Origin of the sequence: Kitasatospora cinereorecta, from assembly GCF_024172095.1 — a bacterium.
Taxonomy (GTDB): Bacteria; Actinomycetota; Actinomycetes; order Streptomycetales; family Streptomycetaceae; genus Kitasatospora; species Kitasatospora cinereorecta.
Window position 1 is genome coordinate 1 of record NZ_JAMZDX010000003.1, and the last position, 23,298, is coordinate 23,298.

Consider the following 23,298-nt stretch of genomic DNA (forward strand, 5'->3'; position numbering starts at 1 on the left):
ACAACCTCGACCACCTCGGCCCCGGCACCCGCAACGAGCCGGAGTGGCGGATCCCCGACCGCCGGGCCGCCTACCTGACCCGCGCGGTCGCCGCCCGGATCGGCCTGTGGGGCAACCACGCCTACGAGGCGGTGTACGCGACCACCTACGACGACGCCGAGGGCAGGACGCTCACCGGCGCCCACCGGTACACCCTGCGCTTCGACGCCCCGCCGCCGGTGGACGCCTTCTGGTCGGTCACCATGTACGACGTCCCGGACTACCACCTGGTGGCCAATCCGGCCGACCGGTACTCGATCGGCGACCGCACCCCCGGGCTGGTGTACGGCCCCGACGGCTCGCTCACCCTGGTGCTCCAGCACGAGCGGCCGGCCGACCCCGTCGAGGCGGCCAACTGGCTGCCCACCCCCGCGGGCGAGTTCCGGCCGATGATCCGGCTCTACCAGCCGCAGCCCGCGGTGCTCGACGGGACGTACCGGCTGCCCCCGATCCAGCCGCGCTGATCCTCGGTCGGCGACTCCCCACTGCCGCGCCCGCCCGCGCGGCTGTAACAGTCCGCGTCCCCCATCGCGTCACATGGGTGACAACACGCGGAGCAAGGGGGAGCACGGTGAAGACGGCTGGAGAGGCGGCCCTGAGCAGGGACGCGGAGTACCTGGAGTTCGCGGCCAACCGGACCGGCCACCTGTTCCGCTCCGCCTGCCTGCTCACCGGCGGCGACACCCACTTGGCCGAGGACCTCGTCCAGGAGACCCTCGGCCGGATGTACGCCGTGTGGCGCCGCAGCGGACGGTTCTTCGGCAGCCGCCGGATCGACAACCCGGCCGGATACGCCCAGGGCGTGCTGTACCGCGCCTTCATCACCCAGCGCCGACGCCGCAGCGCGAGCGAACGGCCCACCGGCGAACTGCCCGACCGCCCCGGCCCGGAGGCGGACAGCACCCTGCGCCTCACCCTGCTCCAGGCGCTCGCCCGACTCTCCCCGCGGGACCGCGCGGTGCTGGTGCTCCGCTACTGGGAGGACGTCAGCGTGGAGGAGACCGCCGGGATCCTGCGGTGCAGCTCCGGCGCCGTCCGCACCCAGACCTCCCGCGCGCTCGCCCGGCTGCGCGCCCTGCTCGGCGACGAACTGGCCGACCTCGTCGACCGCTGACATCCGCTCCGAGCAGTTCACCCCAGAGCTTCACGTCAGACCTTCACCCCACACTTCGCCCGAGACTGCAGAGACGGTGATCACGCATGCCTGCACAGACCGGACCCGGCTTCGAGGAGGAACTCGTCCAGGTCTTCCGCGAGACCGGCGAGGCCTTCCACCCGGACCACGAACGGCTGGCCCTGGGCGGAGCCGTCCGCGGCCGCCGCCTGCGCCGCCGCCGACTGGCCGGTACCACCGGCGCGGCCCTCGCCTGCACCCTCGTCCTGACCGGCGGCCTTGTCGTCCTCGACCGGTCCCAGAGCGGTTCCGGCCGGACGGTCGGCCCCGCCGCGAGCGGTCCGGCGGCCCGGGAGGACCGCGACCTGGTGACCCTGCTCGCCGAGCGGCTGCCCGCCGGGACGGTCGTGCGCCGCTCGGAGGGCACCTCGTACGGTCCCGGCAGTGTGCCGGTCGCGTACCAGCGCGCCGAGCTCAGCATCGACGACGGGCACGGCGCCGGTCAGGTCCAACTGACCGTCAGCCGCAGGAGTGGCGGCGGGTCCGATCCGGGCAAGATCCGCTGCCCGCAGTCCGACTCGCCGAAGGAGATCTGCACGAGCGTCACCCGGCCCGACGGTTCGATCCTGGTCAGCGCCGAGATCGCCCCGCCCGACAACGACCCGCTCCGCAGCCGCACGGTCAGCCTGCTCACCCCCGACGGCCTGGTGGTGGTGCTCGACGCCGCCAACTTTGCCGACTCCCAGAAGCAGGACATCACCCGTCCCGAGCCGGTGCTCACCCTCGACCAGTTGCAGGCCCTGGCCCTCGACCCGATCTGGCACGAGGTGCCGACCTCGGCGACGCAGGACGGTGTGACACCGTCCCCGGGCTTCGGATCGACGCCGATGGACCAGCTGCTGCCCTCCAGGCTGACCCGGCAATCGGGCGGTGGAACGGCCGCCGACCGGACCGCCACCCTGACCGACGGCACCGCCACCGTGGTGGTCGCGGTTCAGCTGCAGCGGGCCGACGACGAGGTCCGGAAGCACTTCGCCGCCGCGCCCACGCTCCCGGACGGGACCCGGATGCTGACCGTGGAGGCCCGGGCGGTGCCCGGATCCCAGGGCGCCACCGAGACGGTGGTGGACCTGCTGCGGCCGGACGGACGGCGGGTTCGGGCGGCGGCCACCAACCCGGCGGGCGCGGACTCCGCGACGGCCGGGCGGGAGCCGCTGCTGACGGTCGACCAGCTGACCTCGCTGGCCGCCGGACTGATCAAGTAGGGCTGCTGCCGGGAGCCGGCGCGGGGACGGGAGTCCCTGCGCCGACTCCCGGCAGCGGTTGTCAGGACGGCTGTCCGGCGGGCTGCGGTGCGGGGGCGTTGCCCGCGGCGGGGCCCGAACCGGTGCCGGACGCGGGTGGCGACGAATGCGCGGGTGCCGGCGTGGACGTCGGGGTGGACGTCGGCGTGTGCGTCGGGGTGGGTGTCGGGGTCGGACTCGGAGTGGACGGCGGCGGAGTAGGTGGCGGTGCAGGAGTCGACGGGTCGGTGGTCGGCGAGGACGGGCCCGGCGCGGGGTCGCTCGGCGATCCGGTGCCGCCGCGGTGGACCGGGCCGCCCTCCAGGGTGACCACCGCCTCCGACGGCGGCAGGGCGATCCGGGCCGTCCAGTGACCCTCGGGGGCACGGGCCTCGTCGACCGTCACGGTGACGGTGAGCCGCTGGCCGGGCGCGAGGGTGCCCGAGTCGCGGCTGAGCCGCAGCCAGTCGACGTCCGGAACGGCGTGCCAGGCGATCGCCGTGCCGCCGGTGTTGGTCAGCGTGATCACCGTGCGGTTGCCGTACTCGCCCGCCTCGACGGTCAGCTGCCCGGGGGCGGCGGGTACGGCGGGGGCGCCCTGGCCGGGGACGCCCTGGCCGGGGTCGGACGGGCGGGCCGGGCCGACCGGCACCGCGGCGAGCACCGGACTGGTCAGCCGCGCCGCTCCGCGCGAGGGGACCGGGACCAGCGGCCCCTGCACCGGAGGCAGTGACGTTTCTGCAGCGCTCGCGCCCACCAACTGCAGGGCCTCGGCCGGCGGGGTCACTCCGCCGGCGTCCGGGGCCTGCTCGGCCGGACGCTGTTCCGTCCCGTTCGACGCCCCGTCCACCCGTACCGAGGAGACCGGGGCCGCCGCGCTTGCCCCGCCGCCCTCCCGGTGCGCTCCCCAGAGCGCCACCACCGGTGCGGTCAGCACCGCCGCCAGCACCCCGGTGGTCACCACCCGCTGGCGCAGTGCGGCCGACCGGCTGTTCGACGGCGCCCGGTGCCGGGGGAAGCCCTGCTGGTCGAACCGCGGCGCCTCCGCGCCCGACCCGTCGGCCGCGAGCCCGCCCGCGAACCCGGGCGCGGCGCGCCGACCGGCCGCCGCCCCGGCCAGGAACGCCGCCCCGGCCGTGCCGTTCGGCAGTTGCGCCGCCGTCCCGCCGATCCGGACCGTCAGCGGCGCGGGCAGCAGCGGCAGGCCCGGCAGACCGGCCAGCCCCGAACCCAGCTCGTCGGCCACCCGTTCGGCGGTGCCCCGGCAGGTCGGACAGGTCACCACGTGCCCGACCAGCTCCCGCCGCAGCGCCGGACCCAGCACCCAGCCCCGCCAGCTCTCCGCGCCCACCCCGCCGAGCCGGGCCAGCTCCGGACAGCTGCCCACGCCCAGCACCAGCAGCGCCGTACGCGTCCGGCCGACCTCGGCGCCGGCCGCGTCCAGCAGTGTCGCGGCGGACTCCGGCGGCACGCCGAGCACGGCCGCGACCTCCTCGACCGAGAGCCGGTGCCGCACCGCCAGCTCCAGCACCTCGCGCTGCTCCGGATCCGTGCCGGCCGCCTCCGGCCAGGCCAGCGAGGCCAGTTCGTCCCGCCGCTCGGCCGCCCGAACGGCGCTCACCGGAGCGGACGGGCCCACCCCGCCGGCCAGCCGGGTCAGGCAGCAGTGCCGCGCCAGCGCGTACAGCCAGGCCCGCAGCAGCCCGGGGTCGGCGAGGCGGTCGCCGTGGCGCAGGGCGAGGTCGCGGACCTCGGCGACGGCGGCGACCGCGGTGTCGTGTTCGCAGAGCACGGAGAGGCAGTAGGTGAACAGCCCGTCGACTGCGCGGCCGTAGGCCGGCAGGACGGGTGAGTCACCGGCGCAGCTCGTGGGGGAGGCAAGCCTGGTTGTCACGTTCCTGACGGTAGAGAGCGGACGGCGCCCGCCCGGGTGGTTTCGGGGGCTTGTACTTCTTTCGGGTAACACCACCGTCCTCCCGTCCCGGTGGAGCGCGGGTCGGGCACCATGCCGCTCGCCGCTCGCCGCTCGCCGCTCGCCGCTCGCCGCTCGCCGCTCGCCGCTCGGCTCGCCGCTCGCCGCTCGCCGCTCGCCGCTCGCCGCTCGCCGCTCGCCGCTCGCCGCTCGCCGCTCGCCGCTCGCCGCTCGCCGCTCGCCGCCGCCGCGCTCGGGCCGGGTTGTCGGACCCACCCGCTACGGTTGGCCGCATGGCTGCCCGTACCAAGACCACCGCCAAGCCGCGCCCGGCGTACCGCTGCACCGAGTGCGGCAACCAGCTGCCCAAGTGGGTCGGCCGCTGCCCGGAGTGCAACGCCTGGGGCACGGTGGAGGAGTACGGCGCGGTGCCGATCCGGACCACGGCGGCCGGGCCGGTCAGCTCGCCGGCGAAGCCGATCGGGCAGGTCGACGGGCAGGTGGCCACCGCCCGCACCACCGGCGTGCCGGAGCTGGACCGGGTGCTCGGCGGCGGCCTGGTGCCGGGCGCGGTGGTGCTGCTGGCGGGCGAGCCGGGCGTCGGCAAGTCCACCCTGCTGCTGGACGTGGCGGCCAAGGCGGCGTCCGAGCGGCACCGCACGCTGTACGTCACCGGCGAGGAGTCGGCCGGGCAGGTCAAGATGCGGGCGGACCGGATCAACGCCCTCTCCGACCACCTCTACCTGGCGGCCGAGTCGGACCTCGGCGCCGTCCTCGGCCACATCGAGGCGGTCAACCCCGGCCTGCTGATCCTGGACTCGGTGCAGACCATCGCCTCCGCCGAACTGGACGGCGCTCCCGGTGGTCCGGCCCAGGTCCGCGAGGTGGCGGGCGCGCTGATCCGCGCCTCCAAGGAGCGCGGCATGGCCACCCTGCTGGTCGGCCACGTCACCAAGGACGGCCAGATCGCGGGCCCCCGCCTGCTGGAGCACCTGGTCGACGTGGTGCTCTCCTTCGAGGGCGACCGCCATGCCCGGCTGCGGATCATCCGCGGCGTCAAGAACCGGTACGGCGCCACCGACGAGGTGGGCTGCTTCGAGCTGCACGACGAGGGCATCGAGGGCCTGGCCGACCCGTCCGGCCTGTTCCTGACCCGGCGCGCCAAGCCGGTGCCCGGCACCTGCCTGACCGTCACCCTGGAAGGCCGCCGACCGCTGGTCGCCGAGGTGCAGGCGCTGATGGTCGACTCGCAGATCCCCTCCCCGCGGCGGACCACGTCGGGCCTGGAGTCGCCGCGGATCGCGATGATCCTGGCGGTGGTCGAGCGGCACGGCGGCGTGAAGCTCGGCAAGCAGGACATCTACACCGCCACGGTCGGCGGCGTGCGGCTCAGTGAGCCCTCGGCCGACCTGGCCATCGCGCTGGCCGTGGCCAGCTCCTCCTCCGACACGCCGCTGCCGAGCAACCTGGTGGCGATCGGCGAGGTCGGGCTGGCCGGCGAGGTGCGGCGGGTCACCGGTGTGCAGCGCCGGCTCGCCGAGGCCCACCGGCTGGGCTTCACCCACGCGCTCGTCCCGCCGGACCCCGGCAAGGTGCCGCCGGGCATGAAGGTGGTCGAGGTGGCGGACATCGGCGAGGCGCTGCGGGCGATCCCCGGTCGTCGGCGGGGTCCGGCGAAGCCCCGGGGCGAGGCCGCTCCGGCTCCCCGGCAGGCCGCCGGAGCCCCCCGGCAGGGGGCCGAGGCGCCCGTTCCGGCCTACCCGGACGAGCTCATGGCGGGCTGGGAACCGGTCGACTCGGACGAACTCGGCTGACTCACACCCCGTTATTGCCGCACGCAGTTAGACTTTGCCCTGTCTAATTGGCATCGAGTGCAGTAACGAAGAGAGAGACCGTCGGGCGCCGCGCCACACGGTCCGGGTCGGCCGGAGGAGTCACGTGGCAGCCAGCGACCGGGCGGACAAGTCCTCCCGCGAGGAGGCCCTGCTGCGGGCTTCCCTCAGTGCCATCGCGCCGGGCACGGCACTTCGGGACGGTCTGGAGCGGGTGCTCCGGGCCAACACCGGCGGCCTGATCGTGCTCGGCTTCGACAAGAGCGTCGACTCGCTGTGCACCGGCGGCTTCGTACTGGACGTCGAGTTCACCGCCACCCGGCTGCGTGAGCTGTGCAAGCTGGACGGCGCCGTGGTGCTGGACAAGGACATCACCAAGATCGTCCGGGCCGGTGTCCACCTGATGCCCGACGCGACCATCCCCACCGACGAGACCGGCACTCGCCACCGCACCGCCGAACGGGTCAACCGCCAGACCGGATTCCCGGTCGTCGCCGTCTCGCACTCGATGCGGCTGATCGCCATGTACGTCAACGGGACGCGACGGGTCCTGGAGGACTCCACCACCGTCCTCTCCCGTGCCAACCAGGCCCTCGCCACCCTGGAGCGCTACAAGCTCCGACTCGACGAGGTCGCCGGCACGCTCTCGGCGCTGGAGATCGAGGACCTGGTCACCGTCCGGGACGTCTCGGCCGTGGTGCAGCGCCTGGAGATGGTCCGGCTGATCGCCGCCGAGATCGCCGGGTACGTGCTGGAACTCGGTACCGACGGCCGCCTGCTCTCGCTGCAGCTCGACGAGCTCATCGCCGGCGTGGAGCCGGAGCGCGAACTCGTCGCCCGGGACTACTTCCCGGAACGGGCCGCCAAGAAGGGCCGCACCGTCACCGAGGTGCTGGCCGACCTGGAGGCCCTCACCCACGCCGAACTGCTCGACCTGCAGACGGTCGCCAAGGCGCTCGGCTACTCCGGCTCGCCCGAGTCGCTGGACTCCGCCGTCTCGCCGCGCGGCTACCGGCTGCTGGCCAAGGTGCCGCGGCTGCCCAACACCGTCATCGAGCGGCTGGTCGAGCACTTCGGCGGACTGCAGAAGCTGCTCGCCGCCTCGATCGACGATCTGCAGACCGTCGAGGGCGTCGGCGAGACCCGGGCCCGCTCGGTGCGTGAGGGGCTGTCGCGGCTCGCAGAATCGTCCATCCTCGAGCGCTACGTCTGACAGCTTCTCTCTGATCTTGGGTGGTGAACCCGGACTGCGGGGTGGGCCCGGTCGCCGTCGTCGGCGCCGGGCCCGTCGTCGTTCCTGCCGGGTGCGAGGTCGCCTCGGCCGCTGTGCCGGCGCTCGCTCCCGATGTTCCTGCTGCTACTGCTGTTCGGCGCCGTTGGCGGGCCTGAGCGCGTAGAGCAGGGCGACGAGTGTGATGTCGACGGCGTCCTCGTCGGTGGAGTCCGGCTCCTCGGCCAGCTCGTCCAGCAGGCTGTCCAGCTGGTTGCGCAGCCGGACCACGCGCTCCGGGCGGACCCGCTTGGTGAAGTGGGCGAACTTGCCGGGGGACCGGGTGCCGTCCTGGCGGGTGGCCATGTCGAGGCGGCCGGACCGGAAGTGGCCCTGGAAGTCGGAACGGATCATGTCGAGCGCTGCGAGCATCGCGCCGAGGGCCTCCGGCCGGTCCTGTCCGTCGTCGTCCGCGAAGACGTCGGGGGACAGGCGCAGGGAGTGCTGAGCCGCGAGGTAGCGGCTCTCCACGATGCCGGAGACCAGCCGGGTCTCCGCGACCAGGATCAGGGCGCACTGCTCCAGCTGCTTGATGTGCCGGTACAGCTTGGTGGGCGCCTCGCCGAGGTCGGCCGCGATCTCCTTCACCGAGAGCGGCTCCGGGTCGCGCCTCATCAGAGCGGTGAGGATCGCCAGCCGTAGCGGGTCCGCCAGTGCCTTCAGCGTCGCGACGTCCCTGACCTCGCGCTCTTTTGCCTGCTCAACCATGTTCTCAACTTCTCATAACGTTCAACGCTTGCGCAATCATTCGCGATGCTGCCATCATTCACGAAGACGTGAATGGTTGCGAAGGGGTGACCATCGGTGTCTTCGTGAATGGGGTGGGCGAGATGAGCATGGACCTCGGACAGGGCGCGGTCGCCACGGACCGGCCGCAGGCCGAGCAGCCGGTACCGCTGCGACGCAACCGGCGCTTCCAACTGCTCTGGGGCGGTGCGGCCTCCGCGATGCTGGGCACCTGCGTTGCCGACACCGCCTACCCCCTGCTCCTGCTGGCGATGACGGGATCGGCCTCGCTCGCGGGCGCGTTCGGTGCGGTCCAGTTCGCCTCGTCCGCCGTCTTCGGCCTGCACGGCGGCTCCCTCGCCGACCGCCACGACCGCTGCCGGATCCTGCTCGCAGCCGACGGCGTCCGCCTGCTCGCCGCACTCAGCGTGGTGGCCGCGATGGCACTGCACCACCTCACCGTCCCGCACACCCTGCTGGTCGCCGCCGTGCTCGGCGCCACCATGGCGTACGGCGGGCCGGTTCGGATGCTCGCCATCCGCTCGGTGGTCCCGCCCGAGCAGCTCCGGCAGGCGCTCGCCCAGGACGAACTGCGCGTCAACGGCTCGGCCCTGCTCGGCCCGCCGCTGGCCGGCTTCCTGTTCGGACTCGGCGGTGCAGTCCCGTTCCTGACCACCGCGCTGACCTCGCTGCTCGCCCTCACCGCCGCCGGCGCCGTCCGTTTCGAGAGCCCGACCGCCGAGGGCCGGGGCGAGCGCGGCGGCGTCCTGGACGGCCTGCGCCACCTGTTCTCCGCGCCGCTGCTGCGTTCGACGCTGCTGGTCACCCTGGCGCTCAACCTGACCGGCTCGGCGATGCTCCTCGCTGTGATGGTGATGCTCCGCAACGGCGGCACCTCCAGCACCGGTACCGGGTTCGCCCTGGCCGGCGAGGCGGTCGGCGGCCTGCTCGGCGCGCCCCTGGTGACCCGGCTGCACCGGCGGCTGGCGCCGGGCGCCCTGCTGCTGTCGGTGGGCTGGCTCGGGGTGGTGCTGTTCCTGGTGCCGGCGGCGGTGGGCGGTCCGGTCGCGGTGTTCTGCTCGCTGGCGGCGATGACGCTCGGCGTCCCGTCGCTGCGGGTGATGGTGGACGTGCTGATCTTCCAGCGGGTCCCGGACGAGCTGCGGGGCCGGGTGATCGCAGCGACGATGACGGTGCTGATGGTGGGTCTGCCGATCGGCACCTTCGTCTCCGGCCTGCTGCTGGACCACCTCGCGCCGCAGGCCGTCCTGGTCCTGTTCGCCGGAGTGCTGGCGCTCGGCCTGCTGCCGGCCACCCTGGGCCGCTCGCTGCGGGGGACCGCCTGGCCGGTGTGAGCGGCAGGAAGCGGCGGCTGACGGCCTGTCGGGGGCGTCGGCGAGGTGAAGGGCGTCGGCGAAGCGAAGGGCCCGCCGGACCGAGTGGTCCGGCGGGCCCGAGCGCTTTCTGTCTGCCAGTGGCCTGTTTGCCTGCGGTGGGTGGTCAGCTCTCCAGGCGGATGGAGGTGCGGGCGGAGACCGGGCCGCCGGAGGGGCCGGTGAGGTCGGCCTGGACCAGGTAGTTGCCGGGCTGGGCGGCCGTCGGGTCGGCGCTGGCGCACTGCTGCTTGGAGCGGCTGCGGTCCCAGTTGAAGGTCTCGGTCAGGCCGCTGCCGGCGGTGATCTGCGCCCAGGTGCCGGACCGGTCGGTGGGGCAGTCGCCCGAGGACCAGATCCGCTCGCCGCTGCTGGAGGTCACGGTGATGGTCGAGGCGGTCCGGCCGAGGTCGACCCGGCAGTTGGCGCCCGAGGTGTTGCGGACGGTCAGCGCCAGGCGCGGCCGGTCCTTCGACTGGTACGAGTTCTGGGCGCTGGCCAGCTCCAGGGCGATCTGCGAGGCGGAGCAGATCGGCAGGGCCATCACCTCGGCGGTGTTGACCTGCGGGGCGCCGCCCGTCCCGCCGCCGGTGCCGCCGGCCGTGCTGCCCGTTCCGCCCGTGCCGCCGGAGGCTCCGCCGCCGGTCGAGCCGCTGCCGGTACCGCCTGCGGCCGACCCGGGGGCGGGCGAACTGCCGCCGCTGGTACCGCCGGTGGTGATGCTGACGTCGCCGCCACCGCCGCCGGAGACGCTGCCGCCGCCACCGGTGCCACCGGGGCGGGAGGTGATCGCGGAGCCGGACGGCGAGGCACCGGGGGTGATCGACTGCGCGGGTGCCGGGAGGGCACTGCCCTGCGGCTTCTTGCCGCCTCCGTCACCCAGGCCACCGGCCAGCCAGACGATCAGGGCCAGGACGGCGGCCAGGGCGGCGAACACGACGAGGCGCCGCCGCCAGTAGATCGACGCCGGCAGCGGTCCCACGGGTTGACGCAGAGAGGGCACGCGCAAACTCTACGAGACTGTGTGCACTCGTTGACGCATCAACACTGCACCGGGGGCACTTCCTTCACATGATCCGCCATTTGCTCCGGATGAGGGAAGGACGCGGGTAGGGGATGCGGGAAGGGGAGGCGGAGGCGGCGCGTCACCCGCCACCCCTATAGTCGCCGTCATGGCCACCGACCAGGGCTCCACGACCCGCCACGACCCGCTCGACCCCGCCATGATGATCGCGGAGGCGCGCCGGGCGTTCTTCACCGTGTTCGGCTTCCTGTGCGTGGTGTGGGCGCTCCAGCTGGTCAACTGGCTGGACGACACCCGGCTCGCCATCGACTACGGCATCCGCTCGCACGACCTCGACTATCTGCCGAACGTCCTGTCCGCTCCCTTCCTGCACGTGAACTGGCAGCACCTGGAGGGCAATTCCGGGCCGCTGTTCATCTTCGGCTTCCTCGCCGCATACCGGGGGGTCAAGAAGTTCCTCGGCCTGACCCTGCTGGTGGCGCTGACCAGCGGCGCCGCCGTCTGGCTGTTCGAGCGCGGCACCGTGGTCACGGTCGGCGCCAGCGGTGTGATCTACGGGTACTTCGGATATGTGGTGCTCCGCGGCCTGTTCGACCGCAACCTGATCGACTCCCTGATCGGTGTGGTGATGGGAGCCTCGTTCGCCTACATCCTCACGACTGCCGTCCCCGGCACGCCCGGGGTCAGCTGGCTCGGCCACCTCGGCGGGCTGCTCGGCGGTCTGGCCGGTGCCTGGATCTTCCGGGACCGCGGCGCCCGCCGTACGGCGGCCGGGAGTTCGCCGGCGCCCGGCTCGGCCATCGCACGGGTGCCCGGCTCGGGTGCGGGGTCGGTCGGCGGCGCCGTCCCGCCGAGCCCGCGGGCCGCCCTGCTCAAGGAGCTGGACGACCTCGGGCTCTGACGCCGGTCGCGCCCCGGGTGGAGCGGCTCAGCTCCAGGTGACGCCGGCCGGCTCCTTGATGGTGGCGTTGAGCCGGTTGAACAGGTTGGTCACACCGATCAGCAGGATCAGCGCGGAGAGCTGCTGCTCGTCGAAGTGGGCGGAGACCCGGGCCCACTGCTCGTCCGGCACGGCGTCGGCGGAGCGGTCGGCGAGCCGGGTGACCGTCTCGGCGAGCTCCAGCGCGGCCCGTTCGGCCTCGGTGAAGAACGGAGCCTCGCGCCACGCGGCGACCGCGGCCACCCGCTCGTCGGCGGCGCCGGCCTTGCGCAGGTTCACGGTGTGGCCGTGGACGCACGCGCTGCAGCCGTTGATCTGGCTGGTGCGCAGCCCGACCAGCTCCTGCAGTTCCTGGGAGATGCCGCCCTGGTTGACGGCCTTGAGGATGCTGCCGATGCCCTTCATGGCGTCGGGCAGGACGTAGGCGGGGTTGGTCATGCGAGCCTGCACGGTGATCTCCTCCGACACGGCGGTGGTTCGGTTTCGCGGCCCGCTGGGCGGGCGCCTCACTGCATCGACGGACGGGCCCGGGCGGATGTGACAGCGCGGCGGGAGGAGTTTTCGGCCCGCTTCCCCGACCCCCGGACTACCCGAGGTCGAGCCGAAGGGGCCGGAGGGGTGCGGCCTTCGTGGGAGGATCGAGGGGCCATGGTTGCCACTTCGCCTTCCGCCCCCGCCACCGCCTCGCAGCTGCACAGCACCCTGCACACCACCGTGATCGACTGGTACGAGGCCAACGCCCGCGATCTGCCCTGGCGGACGCCCGACGCCTCGCCGTGGGCGGTGATGGTGAGCGAGTTCATGCTCCAGCAGACCCCGGTGAAGCGGGTGCTGCCCGCGTACGCGGCGTGGCTGGAGCGCTGGCCGACGCCGGCCGACCTCGCCGCGGACGCGCCCGGCGAGGCCGTCCGGATGTGGGGCCGGCTCGGCTACCCGCGGCGGGCGCTGCGACTGCACGCCGCCGCCACCGCGATCACCGAGGACCACGGCGGCGAGGTGCCGAGCGACCACGCGGCGCTGCTCGCGCTGCCCGGGGTGGGGGAGTACACGGCGGCCGCGGTCGCCTCGTTCGCCTTCCGGCAGCGGCACGCGGTGCTGGACACCAATGTGCGGCGGGTCTTCGCTCGGGCGGTGACCGGCGTGGAGTACCCGGCGCAGGCGACCACCGCTGCGGAGCGCCGTACCGCGACCGAGCTGCTGCCGGCCCGCGCCGAGACGGCGGCGACCTGGGCGGTGGCGGTGATGGAGCTGGGCGCGCTGGTCTGTACGGCGCGCAGTCCGGAGTGCGCGGGCTGTCCGCTGCGGGCCGAGTGCGCGTGGCAGCGGGCCGGCCGGCCGCCGTACGTGGGCCCGGCCCGGCGCGGGCAGACGTACGAGGGGACGGACCGGCAGGTGCGCGGGAAGCTGCTCGCGGTGCTGCGGGACGCGCACGGCGAGGTGGCGCAGGCTCGGCTCGACGAGGTGTGGCACGACGCGGTGCAGCGGGCGCGGGCGCTGGACGGGCTGGTCGCGGACGGGCTGGTGGAGCCGGTCGGTCCGGGGGTCTACCGGCTCCCGCAGTAGGAGCGGTAGGAGCGGTAGGAGCAGTAGGGGCGGTAGGACCGGAGGCCGGCAGTACCGGACACGGTCGTCGCAGCCGGAGAACCCGAAGGGGCGCGGGGGCCGCGCGCCGTACCGCGCACCACGTGGGTGCACGGCCGGTCGCGCGGCTCCCCGCGCCCCTGTCGGTGCGCGGTCGGCGCTGCGGTCAGACCGCCGCCTCGAGGTGCTGCTCGGGCTTGGCCTGGCCGGGCTGGCCGCCACCGCGGAGCGGGATCTCGCGCAGGAAGAGCGCGGCGGCCACGGCCACCAGGCTGATCACGGCGCCCCACAGGAAGACGGTGTGCATGCCGTTGGAGATGCCGTGCTGGTAGGCGTCCAGCAGCGGACCCTTCAGCTCCTTGAGCTTCGCCGGGCTCATCTGCGCCGAGCCCTCGCCACCGCCGCCGGCGTTGAAGCCGGGGACGGCCTTCATCGACTCGGTGACCCGGTTGGTGAACAGCGAGCCGAACAGTGCCACACCGAAGGAGCCGCCGATGGTGCGGAACAGGGTGGCGGACGAGGAGGCGACGCCCATGTCCTTGAGCTCCACGCTGTTCTGGGCGACCAGCATGGTGATCTGCATCAGGAAGCCCATGCCCGCGCCGAGCACGACCATGTAGCAGGCGGAGGTGAAGCGGCTGGTCTCGGTGCCGAGGGTGGAGAGCAGCAGCGAGCCGCCGGCCATCACCGCGGTGCCGATGATCGGGTAGATCCGGTACTTGCCGGTCTTGCTGACGGCCTGGCCGACCACCAGGGAGATCACCAGCATGCCGAACATCATCGGCATCAGCAGCAGGCCGGAGTTGGTGGCCGAGGCGCCCTGGACGATCTGCTGGTAGGTCGGCAGGAAGGTGACGGCGCCGAACATGCTGAAGCCGACGATGAAGCCGATCACCGAGACCATGGTGAAGTTGCGGTTCTTGAACAGGCCGAGCGGGATGACCGGCTCGTCGACGCGCTGCTCGACGTAGCAGAAGCCGATCAGGCTGGCGGCGGACAGCGCGGCCAGGCCGAGGATCTGCTTCGAGCCCCAGGCGTACTCGTGGCCGCCCCAGGTGGTGATCAGGACCATCGAGGTGATGCCGACGGTGAGCAGCACCGCACCGAAGTAGTCGATCTTCGCGTTGGAGCGGACCTTGGGCAGCTTCAGCACGATGACGATGAAGGCGAGCGCGACGGCGCCGAGCGGCAGGTTGACGTAGAAGGTCCAGCGCCAGCTCAGGTGGTCGGTGATGAAGCCGCCGATCAGCGGACCGCCGACGGTGGCGAGCGCCATCACGGCGGCGAACATGCCCTGGTACTTGCCGCGGTCGCGCGGGGCGACCAGCGCACCCATGATCGACATGACGCCGACCATCAGACCGCCGGCGCCGAGACCCTGGACGGCGCGGAAGGCGATCAGCTCGGTCATCGACTGGGAGAGGCCGGAGAGCGCCGAGCCCAGCAGGAAGATCGCGATCGAGGTGAGGAAGGAGCCCTTGCGCCCGTACAGGTCGCCGACCTTGCCCCAGATCGGGGTGGAGGCGGCGGTGGCCAGGGTGTAGGCGGTCACCACCCAGGACATGTGCTCGGAACCGTGCAGCTCGCCGACGATGGTGGGCATCGCGGTGCCGACGATCAGGTTGTCGAGCATGGCCAGCAGCATGGCGATGACCAGGCCGATCATCACCAGCCGGATCTCGCGCGGTGAGCGCGGCTCGGGCTCGCCGGGGCCGCCGGGCGCTGCCGCCGGCTGCTCCGGAGCGGCCTCGGACTTCGGTTGGGTCATCGTGGTCTCCCCGGGATGCTGTGCCGGCCGCGGGTCCTTCGCGGCTCACTTACTTGACGACCGGCTAGTGAATCGTCGACCGGCACGGTAGGTTGTCCACTAGCCGGGCGTCAAGTCAGTTTCGGCGGACGTCGCGCGGGCAGGGAGAATGCACCCGTGACGGACGCGGAAGCCCCCGTCGCCCCGACGCCCACCGGACGCAGTCACAAGGCAGGCCGCCAGCGATGAGTACCACGCACCACCCCCGCAGCGACACGCGCGCCCGGATCATCGACGTCGCGCTGGAGCTGTTCGCCGCCCAGGGGTACGAGAAGACATCGCTGCGCGAGATCGCCGACCGGCTGGGCGTGACCAAGGCCGCCCTGTACTACCACTTCAAGACCAAGGAAGACATCGTCCGCGGCATCGTGGAGTCGATGGCCGCCCCGATCGACGACACCATCGCGTTCGGCGAGGGCAAGCCCTGGTCGCCGGAGCTGCGCGACGAGCTCATCCGCCGCTTCGCCGCCGGCATGGCCGACCGGGCCCCGCTGCTCCGCTTCTTCCACGAGAACCAGCCCGCCCTCCGCGAGTCCGAGGCCGGGCTGGCGTTCAAGGACCGCATGATCCGGATGGTCCGGCTGCTGCACGGACCGGAGGCCGACTTCCGCGACCGGCTGCGCGCCACCATGGCGCTGTTCTCGGTCAACTCCGCGATGTTCCTGCTCAAGCACGACGCCGGGGACGACCAGCGCCCCTGCGGCCCGGAGGGCGACCCCGGCTACCTGGAGCCCAAGCCCGCCACCCTCGAGGAGGCGATGGGCGCCGCCCTCGAGGTGGCGCTGGAGATCGGCGCCCGGATACAGCCCGCGGACCACGCCGAGTAGACCGGCTCCGGAAGACCTGCTCGAACGCGCCGCGCCGCACGGCACCACCCAGGAGTGGTGCCGTGCGGCGCGGCTTCTGCTCGGTCGGATCAGAGGTTGGTGGCGCCGTGCTGCTTCAGGTACGCGACCGGGTCGATGACCGCCGCGTAGCGGTTGGCGCTGCGGATCTCGAAGTGCAGGTGCGGGCCGGTCGAGTTGCCGGTGCTGCCGGAGCGGCCGATGGTGTCGCCCGCCGAGACGTGCTGGCCGGCCTTCACGCCGAGCTGCGACATGTGCGCGTACTGGGCGAAACGGCCGTCGCTGAGCTTCAGGACGATCTCGTTGCCGTACGCGCCGTCCCACCCGGCCGAGACCACGGTGGCGTCGCCGACGGCGAGCAGCGGGGTGCCGACCGAGACCGCGAAGTCGGTCCCGGTGTGGTAACCGGCCGCGTAGTGGGGGTTGACCTTGCCGTACGGGTTGCTGATCGACGCGCCCGGCGCGGGGGACGTCCAGGACGGCTTGGCCGGCTCCGGAGCGGGCGCGGGAGCAGGCGCCGGGGCCGGGGCCGGAGCCGCAGCCGGGGCCTGCTCGGGCGCGGGGGCGGCGGCCGGCAGCTCGGTGCGCTCGGAGCCGCGGGCCGCGTGCTCGTCCGGCTGCGCCTGGGCGTCGGCGGGGGCGGCGGCCGACTCGACGGTCAGGTTGTCCGCCTTGGCGACGTGGGCCTGCGAGGAGTCGTGCGCCGCGATCCGGTACGAGGTCGGCTGGCCGACCTGCACGCCTACCGTGGACAGGGCCGCGCCCGCCGAGGTGAACACCGAGCTGCCCGGCGTGGTCGGCTGCACGGTCTGGGCCGCCGCGTGGCCCGGCATCATCAGCACGCCGAAGGCCAGCACCGCCGCGCCGCCCCACGCCACGGAGGGCGCCTTGCGGGCGCTCGCCAGGTGCGCCCGGCCGAACGGCATCCGCAGGGCGGGCACGCGGTCGGCGGAGACGAGGGAACGGATGTGCTGGGAGGAGCCGATCGCCTGGAGCAGCTTTCGGCCGGCGGTGGGGATGGAACGCATCGGGTGACGGAACCTCGCGGACGGGGCCAGCCCGGGGCCGGGCCGCAGGGCCCGCCGAACTGGGTGGAACGTCCTCAGGTGTAAACGGGCCGGCTCCACGGCCCCAAACGGTGTGACGTACGACGGTGCGTCGTACCCGGCCCCACCCGGCCGCGATCCGTCCGGGTGGACCGCCGCGGCCCGGTACTACCGTCCCTCGTACCGGGCCCGACCCCTGTGACCATCACCACCGGACGGGCGGGGTTCCGCCGGCCCGAATCGCCGTCACCCGAGACCGCCGTCACACCGGAGTGGCGCCCGCCCGGAGCGCTGCCCCCGCCCGGAGCAGCGTCACCCAGGAGCGCCGTCACCCTGGAGCGCCGTCACCCCGGTGCGTCCAGCGGGACGGCCTCCAGCGCGGCCAGTACCTCCGGGGCGGAGACCAGCGCGTCCATCTCCTCCAGAGTCATCGGCTTGGACTCCTGCGGCTCCCCGCCCTCCCCCTGCGGCGGGGCGGCGTTCGGCTGCGTGCCCAGGCCGGCGATCCGGCCGTCCGGGGTGGCCAGCAGGAACTCGGTGCCCGGGTAGGAGGTGGACCGGTACAGCCAGCCGGTCGCGCCGTCCGGCAGGGTCCGGGCCGCGCAGTCGCTGGCGTACACCTTCTGCCCGCCCTGCGGCTCGCACGGCGAGGGCGGCCGACTGCCCGGCGTCAGCGGATTGCCCATGATCGTCGCCACCGCGGTGTACCCGCCGTCGGCCCGCACCAGCCGGAAGGTGGTCGGGCCGCTGCCGTTCAGCACCCCGGTGTACCCGGGCGGCAGATGGGCGGCCAGGGCGCCGCGCAGCCGGGACTGCAGCGCGTCCAGCTGGTTCATCCCGTAGCTCGACGGCTGCGCCGTCGAGGGCCGCTCCTCCGCCGCTCCGCGCCCCGCCGGGCCCAGCAGCGTCGGCGCCCCCGACGACCCCGGCACCACCAGCGCCGCCGTGACCGCCAGCAGCGGCACCACCGCCAGCACCGCGGCGCCCAGCGCCAGCCGCCGCCGGGTCCGCAGCCGCCGCCCGCCGGCCCGTACGGCCGCCAGGACCGGGGGCTGCTCCGGCTCCGGCTGCTGCAGCACCGCCCGGAACACCTCCGCCGCCATCCGGCCGTCGAGGTCGTCCCCACCGTGCGTCATGCCTGTTCCCTCCGTCTCGCTCCGCATCCCCGGCCCTGCCCGCCCATCCGCCCTGCCCGCCCAATCGCCCATCTGCCGTGCCCGCCCGTCCGCCCCGCCGCCCGTCCGCCGGGCCACCGGCCCGCTCACGCCCCGGCGATCTCGTGCACCGAGTCGCCGAGGATGGACCGCAGCTGCGCCAGCCCGCGGTGGGCGTCCGACCGCACCGCGCCACTGCTCCGGTCGAGGATGGCGGCGCACTCCTCGACGCTCTGGTCCTCCCAGTACCGCAGCACCAGCACCGCCCGGTAGCCCGGCGTCACCCGGGCCAGCGCCGCCAGCAGCGCCAGCCGCCGGTCCGGGTCGGCGCCCACCGCCGCGGTCTCCGGCGGCTCGGCGAGAGCCACCTCGCCCGCCGAACGGCGCCGCCGCCCGTCCACGAAGGTCCGCACTAGCGTGGTGCGGGCGTAGCCCCCGGCGGTGTCCGGGTCGCGCAGGCGCGGCCAGCGCGCGTACACCTTGATCAGGGTCGACTGCACCAGGTCCTCGGCCAGGTGCCAGTCGCCGCACAGCAGGTACGCGGTGCGGCGCAGCGCCCCGTACCGGGCCGCGGTGAACTCCTCGAACAACCTCTCGCGCTCCGGCGACATCCGTTCCCGGCCCCCTGTTCCGTCGTCCGTGCCGAGTTGCCCCGCAGGACGGTGGAGCCCCGCGTCGACTTCTACACGGGATCGGGTGCCGGAAATGTTGCGTCCCCGGCCGCCGAGGTCGGAGATGATCGGACGATGGACGACTCCACCGAGGCCACCCTCAAGGAACGCCGCTTCGCCGCCCGCCGACGCGCCGAGCGGCTGCTCTCCGGGCCCCGCCCGCAGACCGTGCGCGAGCGCCTGGCCGACCTGGCCACCCTCGCCGACGCCCCCTACGACCTCGACATCCCGACCGACATCTACGGCGACGGCCTGGTCCGCACCCTGGAACAGCGGGTCGCCGCGCTGCTCGGCAAACCCGACGCCGCGTACTTCCCCACCGGCACCATGGCCCAGCAGGCCGCCCTCCAGGTCTGGGCCGCCCACCGGAGCGACGGCCGCTACAGCGACAGCCGCACCGTCGCCATGCACCCGCTCGCCCACCCCGAGGTCCACGAGCGCCAGGCCCACGCCCGGCTCAGCGGTCTGCGGACGGTCTGGCCGACCACCGCCCCGCGGCTGCCCACCGCCGCCGAACTCCGGTCCTTCGACGAGCCGTTCCACACGCTGATGCTCGAACTCCCGCTGCGCGAGGCGGGGTTCGTGCTGCCCGGCTGGGGGGAACTGTCCGAGGTCTACGACGTGGCCGAGGAGAGATCCTGGAGAGTTCACCTGGACGGTGCCCGACTCTGGGAGTCCGCCCACCACTTCGGCCGCTCCCTGCCCGAGATCTGCGAGCGGGCCGACTCGGTGTACGTCTCCTGCTACAAGACGATCGGCGCGCACAGCGGCGCCCTGGTCGCCGGTGACGAGGAGTTCGTCCGCGAGGCCAAGGTGTGGCGCCACCGCTACGGCGGCAAGCTCTTCCAGCAGTGGCCCGCCGTGCTCACCGCCCTGGCCGGCCTCGACCGCGAACTCCCGCGCCTGGACGACTGCATCACTCACGCCAAGACCGTCGCCGACGCGCTCGCCGAGGCCCCCGGCGCCCGGGTCAACCCCGACCCGCCGCACACCCACCAGTTCCAGCTCTGGCTGCCGCACCCCGCCGAGGCCCTCGACCGGGCCGGGGTCGCCCTCGCCGAACGCGACGGCATCGCCCTGTTCGGCGCCTGGCGCGACGCGGGCCCGCTCCCCGGCCTCGCGATGACCGAGGTCACCGTCGCCGCCGACGCCCTCGACTGGACCCCGAAGGAGATCACCGACGCCATGGCCGCCTTCCTCGAGCTGATCTAGTCTCAGCTGCAGACATCGTGCGGAGGGGGAGCGGGGCGGATGGAGCAGAAGGTCGAACTGGCGGATGCCATCGAGGCGATCCGGCAGGAGCTGCTGGACGCGGCGGCCCGGGGTGCCGGGCAGCCGATCCAGTTCGAAGTCGGCCCGGTGCAGCTGGAGTTCACCGTCGAGCTGAAGAAGGACGCCAGGGCCAAGGGCGGCGTCAAGGCCTGGGTGCTCTCCGGCGACCTGGAGGCCGGGGTCGCCCACGGCCGGGTCCACAAGGTCTCCGTCACCCTCAACCCCCGGCAGGCCGGCACCACCGACAACCCGCTCGTCGGCAACCCCGACCAGGGCTCCGCCGACGGCTTCGCCGTGGACCGCTGAGGTGCCCGTCCACCCGGGCGCCCAGCGGATCGCGGCCGTCCGGGCGGGCGGTCAGGGCAGCGGCTACCTGCTCTCCGCCCGCCTGCTCCTGACCGCCGCCCACGTCGTGCGCGGCGGCGGACCGATCACCGCGACCGTCCACGGCGGACGCGGCTGGATCCGCTGCCGCGAACTCTGGCGCCGCCAGGACGACACCCACGACCTCGCCCTGCTGCTCGCCGAGGACGACCTGGTCCGCCCCGACGTCGCCGCCGGCTTCGAGCCCCTGCGCCTCGGGCGCCTGAACGGCCTGGAACCCGTCCACGGCTGCCACGCCACCGGCTTCCCCGACCTGGAGCGCACCGGCGACCGGCTGGAGAGCGGCCAGCTCTGGGGCACCGTCGCCCCCGGCACCCACCTGCTCGCCGGCCGGTACGTGCTCAGCGCCGCCGACACCCCGCCGGCCGGGGACGCCGCGGTGCCGTGGCGGGGCATGTCCGGCGCCGCCGTCTTCTTCCGCGGCCTGCTGCTCGGAGTCGTCTCCGCCGAGGTCCGCCCCGAGCTCTGGCGGCACAGCCGCCTCGAACTCACCGCCGTGGCCGGCTCCGGCCTCGCCGAGATCCTCACCGAACAGCTCGGCACGGCCCCACCCTGCCTCACCGTCACCGAACAGGACGTCGCCGACGCCGACTTCGAGGCCCGGTACGCCCGCGCGGTCCGCGCCGACCACGGCCAGCTCCGGATCTTCGGCCTGGACGTCTCCCGCGCCCAGTCCCGCCCCCGCGACATCGACACCGCCTACCTCAGCCTGGAAGCCGAGGCCGCCGGCAAGGCGTCCGAGCCCGACGCCCATCCCTTCGACGCCCCCGGCCCGCTCCGGATCGAGCAGGCCCTGCGCGGCCGCCGCCGGGTCCTGCTGCGCGGCCAGGCCGGCTCCGGCAAGAGCACCCTGGTCCAGTGGCTCGCCGTGCACGCCGCCGCCGGCACCCTCGGACCCGACCTCGCCGAGTGGGACCGCCGCGTCCCGTTCGTCCTGCGGCTGCGGTCGCTGTACCGGCTGCGCAACCTCAGCCCGCGTCCCGCCGAGTTCCTGGAGGTCGACGGCAGCCCGCTGGCCGACAGCCAACCCGCGGGCTGGGCCGAGCGCGTGCTGCGCGGCGGACGGGCCCTGCTGCTGGTCGACGGTCTGGACGAGATCCCCGAGGACGACCGCGCCGAGGCCGAACAGTGGCTCGCCGGCCTCTTCCGGCACTACCCGGACATCCGCTGCCTGGTCACCGTCCGCCCCTCCGCCGTCCCGGCCGACTGGCTCGCCCACCTCGCCTTCGACGAGCTGGCCCTGCGCCCGATGAACGCGGCCGACCGGCGGACTCTCGTGGTCCGCTGGCACCGGGCGATCGCCGCCGAACTCGGCGACGGCGAGGACGCCGAGCGCGAACGCGGCGAGATCGACCAGCTCCGGAGCGACCTGCTGCACACCCTCGCCGCCTCCCCGGACCTCGACGCGCTCACCGACAGCCCGCTGCTGTGCGCGATGATCTGCACCCTGCACCGGGAGTGGGACGGCGCGCTGCCGCACCGCAAGATGGACCTGTACGAGGCCGCGCTCAACATGCTGCTGGTCCGCCGCGACCAGCAGCGCAAGGTCGGCCGGGTCGAGGGCGTCGACCTCGCCAAGGAGGAGCAGCTCGCCGTCCTCCAGCGGATCGCCTACTGGCTGACCGTCAACCGCCTCTCCGAGGGCGGCCGGTCGGACGCCCTGCGGCTGATCGACCGCCTCCGCAGCAGCTTCTCCGGCCCCTCGCGCGCCGTCTCGGCCGACCAGGTCTTCACCCACCTGCTCAACCGCTCCGGCCTCCTCACCGAACCCGGCAGCGACACCTTCGCCTTCGTCCACCGCACCTTCCAGGACTACCTGGCGGCCCGCGAGTTCGCCGAGGAACGCAGCTTCGGCCTGCTGCTGGGCAACGCCGGCGACGAGCAGTGGGCCGACGTGATCCGGATGACCGTCGGCCACCTCCCCGCCCGCACCCGCCCCGACCTGCTGCGCGGCCTGCTCCAGGAGGCCCAGGCCGCCAATCGGGCCCTGAACATCCGCATGCACGTGCTGGCCGCCACCTGTCTGCCCTACGCCACGCTGCTGGACGAGCGCGTCCGGGAGCTGATCCTGACGCAGATCCGCCGCCTGCTGTCCAGCTGCGCGGAGCAGTTCACGCCGTCGGACTGGAACCAACTGCTGCTCGTCGGCGAGGCCCTGATCCCCCATCTCCCCGAGAAGCTGCCCGCCGGCCCACCGGAGGTGCGGCGGAACCTGCTGCGCCTGGCCGGACGGATCGGGGGGCACAGTGGCCTGTGGTGGCTCGGCGAGGTCGCTCCGACGGTGTCCGGCGTGGAGGCCACCGACCTGCTCGATGCATGGGACCGTTTCGATCCGGAGACCTATGTACGAACGGTGCTCCGGCACGTCGACCTGAGCGAGGCCACGCTCATGATCGGTGACGAGGTCTCCCTGCTCCTGCTCCCGGCCCTCGGCCGGATCGGGACGGTGTACTGGTACGGCCGCGGGCTGGAGACGGACTCACTGGCCGGGCTCGACGCCGAATGCCTGCTGCTGCAGCTGGACGAGGAGGTCGAGGACCTCGCGTTCCTCACGGGCTGCGGTCCGATCCGGCAGCTCGACCTGATCGGTTGCGGAGGTCTGCGGGACCTCTCCGCGCTCGCCGACCTCCCGGTGCGCGCGGTCGGCTGGTTCGCGGACGGGACCGGCGTCCAGCGCGCGTTCTGGGAGGCGATCGTCGAGAACCCGGAGCTGCGATCGCTGCGCTCCGACCCGAGGCTGGTCCTCGCCGCCGATCCGGCCAAGCCGCACCCGACCCTGGCCGAACTCACCCTCACGCTGGGTGCGGGGCCGCTCGAACTCCCGGACCTCGCCCGGCTCTTCCTCGGGCTGCGGACCCTTCGGCTGGAGATCCTGGAGGACGGCGCCGACCTCTCGCCGTTCAAGGCCCCGCCCGGTGTTCTGGTCGACGTCAGCCACCGCCCCGACGTCACGGACATCGCGGGCGTGGACCCCCTGCCGCCGGGCTGGACCCTCACCGAGCGGATCCCGGGCCAGTAGCACGAC

The 23,298-nt window shown here is 73.7% G+C and carries 20 protein-coding genes; 12 read left to right on the top strand and 8 right to left on the bottom strand.

Annotated elements, in window-relative coordinates; all coding sequences use genetic code 11:
• The 3 genes from FHR36_RS13540 to FHR36_RS13550 all read left to right on the top strand — a co-directional run.
• A partial coding sequence (locus tag FHR36_RS13540; protein ID WP_253796798.1) for a DUF1214 domain-containing protein occupies positions 1 to 503 on the top strand: 503 nt, incomplete at its 5' end.
• A 107-nt stretch (positions 504 to 610) separates the two neighbouring features.
• On the top strand, positions 611 to 1,153 hold the full coding sequence (locus FHR36_RS13545) for a SigE family RNA polymerase sigma factor (protein WP_253796799.1): 543 nt from the start codon (positions 611 to 613) through the stop codon (positions 1,151 to 1,153).
• A gap of 86 nt (positions 1,154 to 1,239) precedes the next feature.
• Entirely contained in the window at positions 1,240 to 2,418 is a 1,179-nt protein-coding gene (locus FHR36_RS13550) for a hypothetical protein (RefSeq protein WP_253796800.1), read from the top strand.
• Positions 2,419 to 2,479: 61 nt separating this feature from the next.
• Here FHR36_RS13550 and FHR36_RS39895 read toward each other — a convergent pair whose 3' ends face one another.
• Entirely contained in the window at positions 2,480 to 4,330 is a 1,851-nt protein-coding gene (locus FHR36_RS39895) for a BACON domain-containing protein (RefSeq protein ID WP_253796801.1), read from the bottom strand.
• 311 nt (positions 4,331 to 4,641) lie between these two features.
• Here FHR36_RS39895 and radA point away from each other — a divergent pair, with 311 nt between their 5' ends.
• On the top strand, positions 4,642 to 6,162 hold the full coding sequence (gene radA, locus FHR36_RS13560) for a DNA repair protein RadA (RefSeq protein ID WP_253796803.1): 1,521 nt from the start codon (positions 4,642 to 4,644) through the stop codon (positions 6,160 to 6,162).
• A gap of 172 nt (positions 6,163 to 6,334) precedes the next feature.
• On the top strand, positions 6,335 to 7,393 hold the full coding sequence (gene disA / locus FHR36_RS13565; RefSeq protein WP_253799227.1) for a DNA integrity scanning diadenylate cyclase DisA: 1,059 nt from the start codon (positions 6,335 to 6,337) through the stop codon (positions 7,391 to 7,393).
• Positions 7,394 to 7,537: 144 nt separating this feature from the next.
• Here the strand turns inward: disA and FHR36_RS13570 are convergent, their stop codons facing one another.
• Positions 7,538 to 8,158, bottom strand: a complete 621-nt coding sequence (locus FHR36_RS13570) for a winged helix-turn-helix domain-containing protein (protein WP_253796805.1) — start codon at positions 8,156 to 8,158, stop codon at positions 7,538 to 7,540.
• Between the two features lie 122 nt (positions 8,159 to 8,280).
• Between FHR36_RS13570 and FHR36_RS13575 the strand changes: the two genes are divergently transcribed.
• A complete protein-coding gene (locus tag FHR36_RS13575) occupies positions 8,281 to 9,531 on the top strand; it encodes an MFS transporter (RefSeq protein WP_253796806.1) in 1,251 nt (416 codons plus the stop codon).
• Between the two features lie 145 nt (positions 9,532 to 9,676).
• Here FHR36_RS13575 and FHR36_RS13580 read toward each other — a convergent pair whose 3' ends face one another.
• Complete coding sequence (locus FHR36_RS13580; protein WP_253799465.1) at positions 9,677 to 10,552, bottom strand: hypothetical protein; 876 nt, start codon at positions 10,550 to 10,552, stop codon at positions 9,677 to 9,679.
• A 169-nt stretch (positions 10,553 to 10,721) separates the two neighbouring features.
• Between FHR36_RS13580 and FHR36_RS13585 the strand changes: the two genes are divergently transcribed.
• Positions 10,722 to 11,474: a rhomboid family intramembrane serine protease gene (locus tag FHR36_RS13585; RefSeq protein WP_253796807.1), complete on the top strand. Its 753-nt coding sequence runs from the start codon at positions 10,722 to 10,724 to the stop codon at positions 11,472 to 11,474.
• Between the two features lie 27 nt (positions 11,475 to 11,501).
• Here the strand turns inward: FHR36_RS13585 and FHR36_RS13590 are convergent, their stop codons facing one another.
• Complete coding sequence (locus FHR36_RS13590) at positions 11,502 to 11,963, bottom strand: carboxymuconolactone decarboxylase family protein (protein ID WP_253796808.1); 462 nt, start codon at positions 11,961 to 11,963, stop codon at positions 11,502 to 11,504.
• 198 nt (positions 11,964 to 12,161) lie between these two features.
• Between FHR36_RS13590 and FHR36_RS13595 the strand changes: the two genes are divergently transcribed.
• Positions 12,162 to 13,076 (top strand): HhH-GPD family protein, encoded by a 915-nt coding sequence (locus FHR36_RS13595; RefSeq protein ID WP_253796809.1) that lies wholly within the window; start codon positions 12,162 to 12,164, stop codon positions 13,074 to 13,076.
• 184 nt (positions 13,077 to 13,260) lie between these two features.
• On the opposite strand, the gene FHR36_RS13600 is transcribed toward FHR36_RS13595, so the two are convergent.
• Positions 13,261 to 14,862 (bottom strand): MDR family MFS transporter, encoded by a 1,602-nt coding sequence (locus FHR36_RS13600; RefSeq protein WP_253796811.1) that lies wholly within the window; start codon positions 14,860 to 14,862, stop codon positions 13,261 to 13,263.
• Positions 14,863 to 15,086: 224 nt separating this feature from the next.
• Here FHR36_RS13600 and FHR36_RS13605 point away from each other — a divergent pair, with 224 nt between their 5' ends.
• Entirely contained in the window at positions 15,087 to 15,728 is a 642-nt protein-coding gene (locus FHR36_RS13605; RefSeq protein WP_253796812.1) for a TetR/AcrR family transcriptional regulator, read from the top strand.
• 89 nt (positions 15,729 to 15,817) lie between these two features.
• On the opposite strand, the gene FHR36_RS13610 is transcribed toward FHR36_RS13605, so the two are convergent.
• From FHR36_RS13610 to FHR36_RS13620, 3 genes are all read right to left on the bottom strand, one after another.
• The gene (locus tag FHR36_RS13610; RefSeq protein WP_253796813.1) at positions 15,818 to 16,774 is read right to left on the bottom strand and encodes a M23 family metallopeptidase; all 957 of its coding nucleotides are present in this window, start codon (positions 16,772 to 16,774) and stop codon (positions 15,818 to 15,820) included.
• Between the two features lie 362 nt (positions 16,775 to 17,136).
• Entirely contained in the window at positions 17,137 to 17,928 is a 792-nt protein-coding gene (locus FHR36_RS13615; protein WP_253796814.1) for a hypothetical protein, read from the bottom strand.
• Between the two features lie 125 nt (positions 17,929 to 18,053).
• Positions 18,054 to 18,557 carry a SigE family RNA polymerase sigma factor gene (locus tag FHR36_RS13620; RefSeq protein ID WP_253796815.1) on the bottom strand — a complete coding sequence of 168 codons (504 nt, stop codon included), beginning with the start codon at positions 18,555 to 18,557 and terminating at the stop codon, positions 18,054 to 18,056.
• Between the two features lie 135 nt (positions 18,558 to 18,692).
• On the opposite strand from FHR36_RS13620, the gene FHR36_RS13625 reads away from it, so the two are divergent.
• From FHR36_RS13625 to FHR36_RS13635, 3 genes are read left to right on the top strand one after another with little or no spacing between them, the layout of a single operon-like run.
• On the top strand, positions 18,693 to 19,829 hold the full coding sequence (locus tag FHR36_RS13625) for a threonine aldolase family protein (RefSeq protein WP_253796816.1): 1,137 nt from the start codon (positions 18,693 to 18,695) through the stop codon (positions 19,827 to 19,829).
• A gap of 39 nt (positions 19,830 to 19,868) precedes the next feature.
• Positions 19,869 to 20,195 carry a trypco2 family protein gene (locus tag FHR36_RS13630; protein WP_253796818.1) on the top strand — a complete coding sequence of 109 codons (327 nt, stop codon included), beginning with the start codon at positions 19,869 to 19,871 and terminating at the stop codon, positions 20,193 to 20,195.
• Between the two features lies 1 nt (position 20,196).
• On the top strand, positions 20,197 to 23,292 hold the full coding sequence (locus FHR36_RS13635) for an NACHT domain-containing protein (RefSeq protein ID WP_253796820.1): 3,096 nt from the start codon (positions 20,197 to 20,199) through the stop codon (positions 23,290 to 23,292).
• Positions 23,293 to 23,298 lie beyond the last annotated feature (6 nt).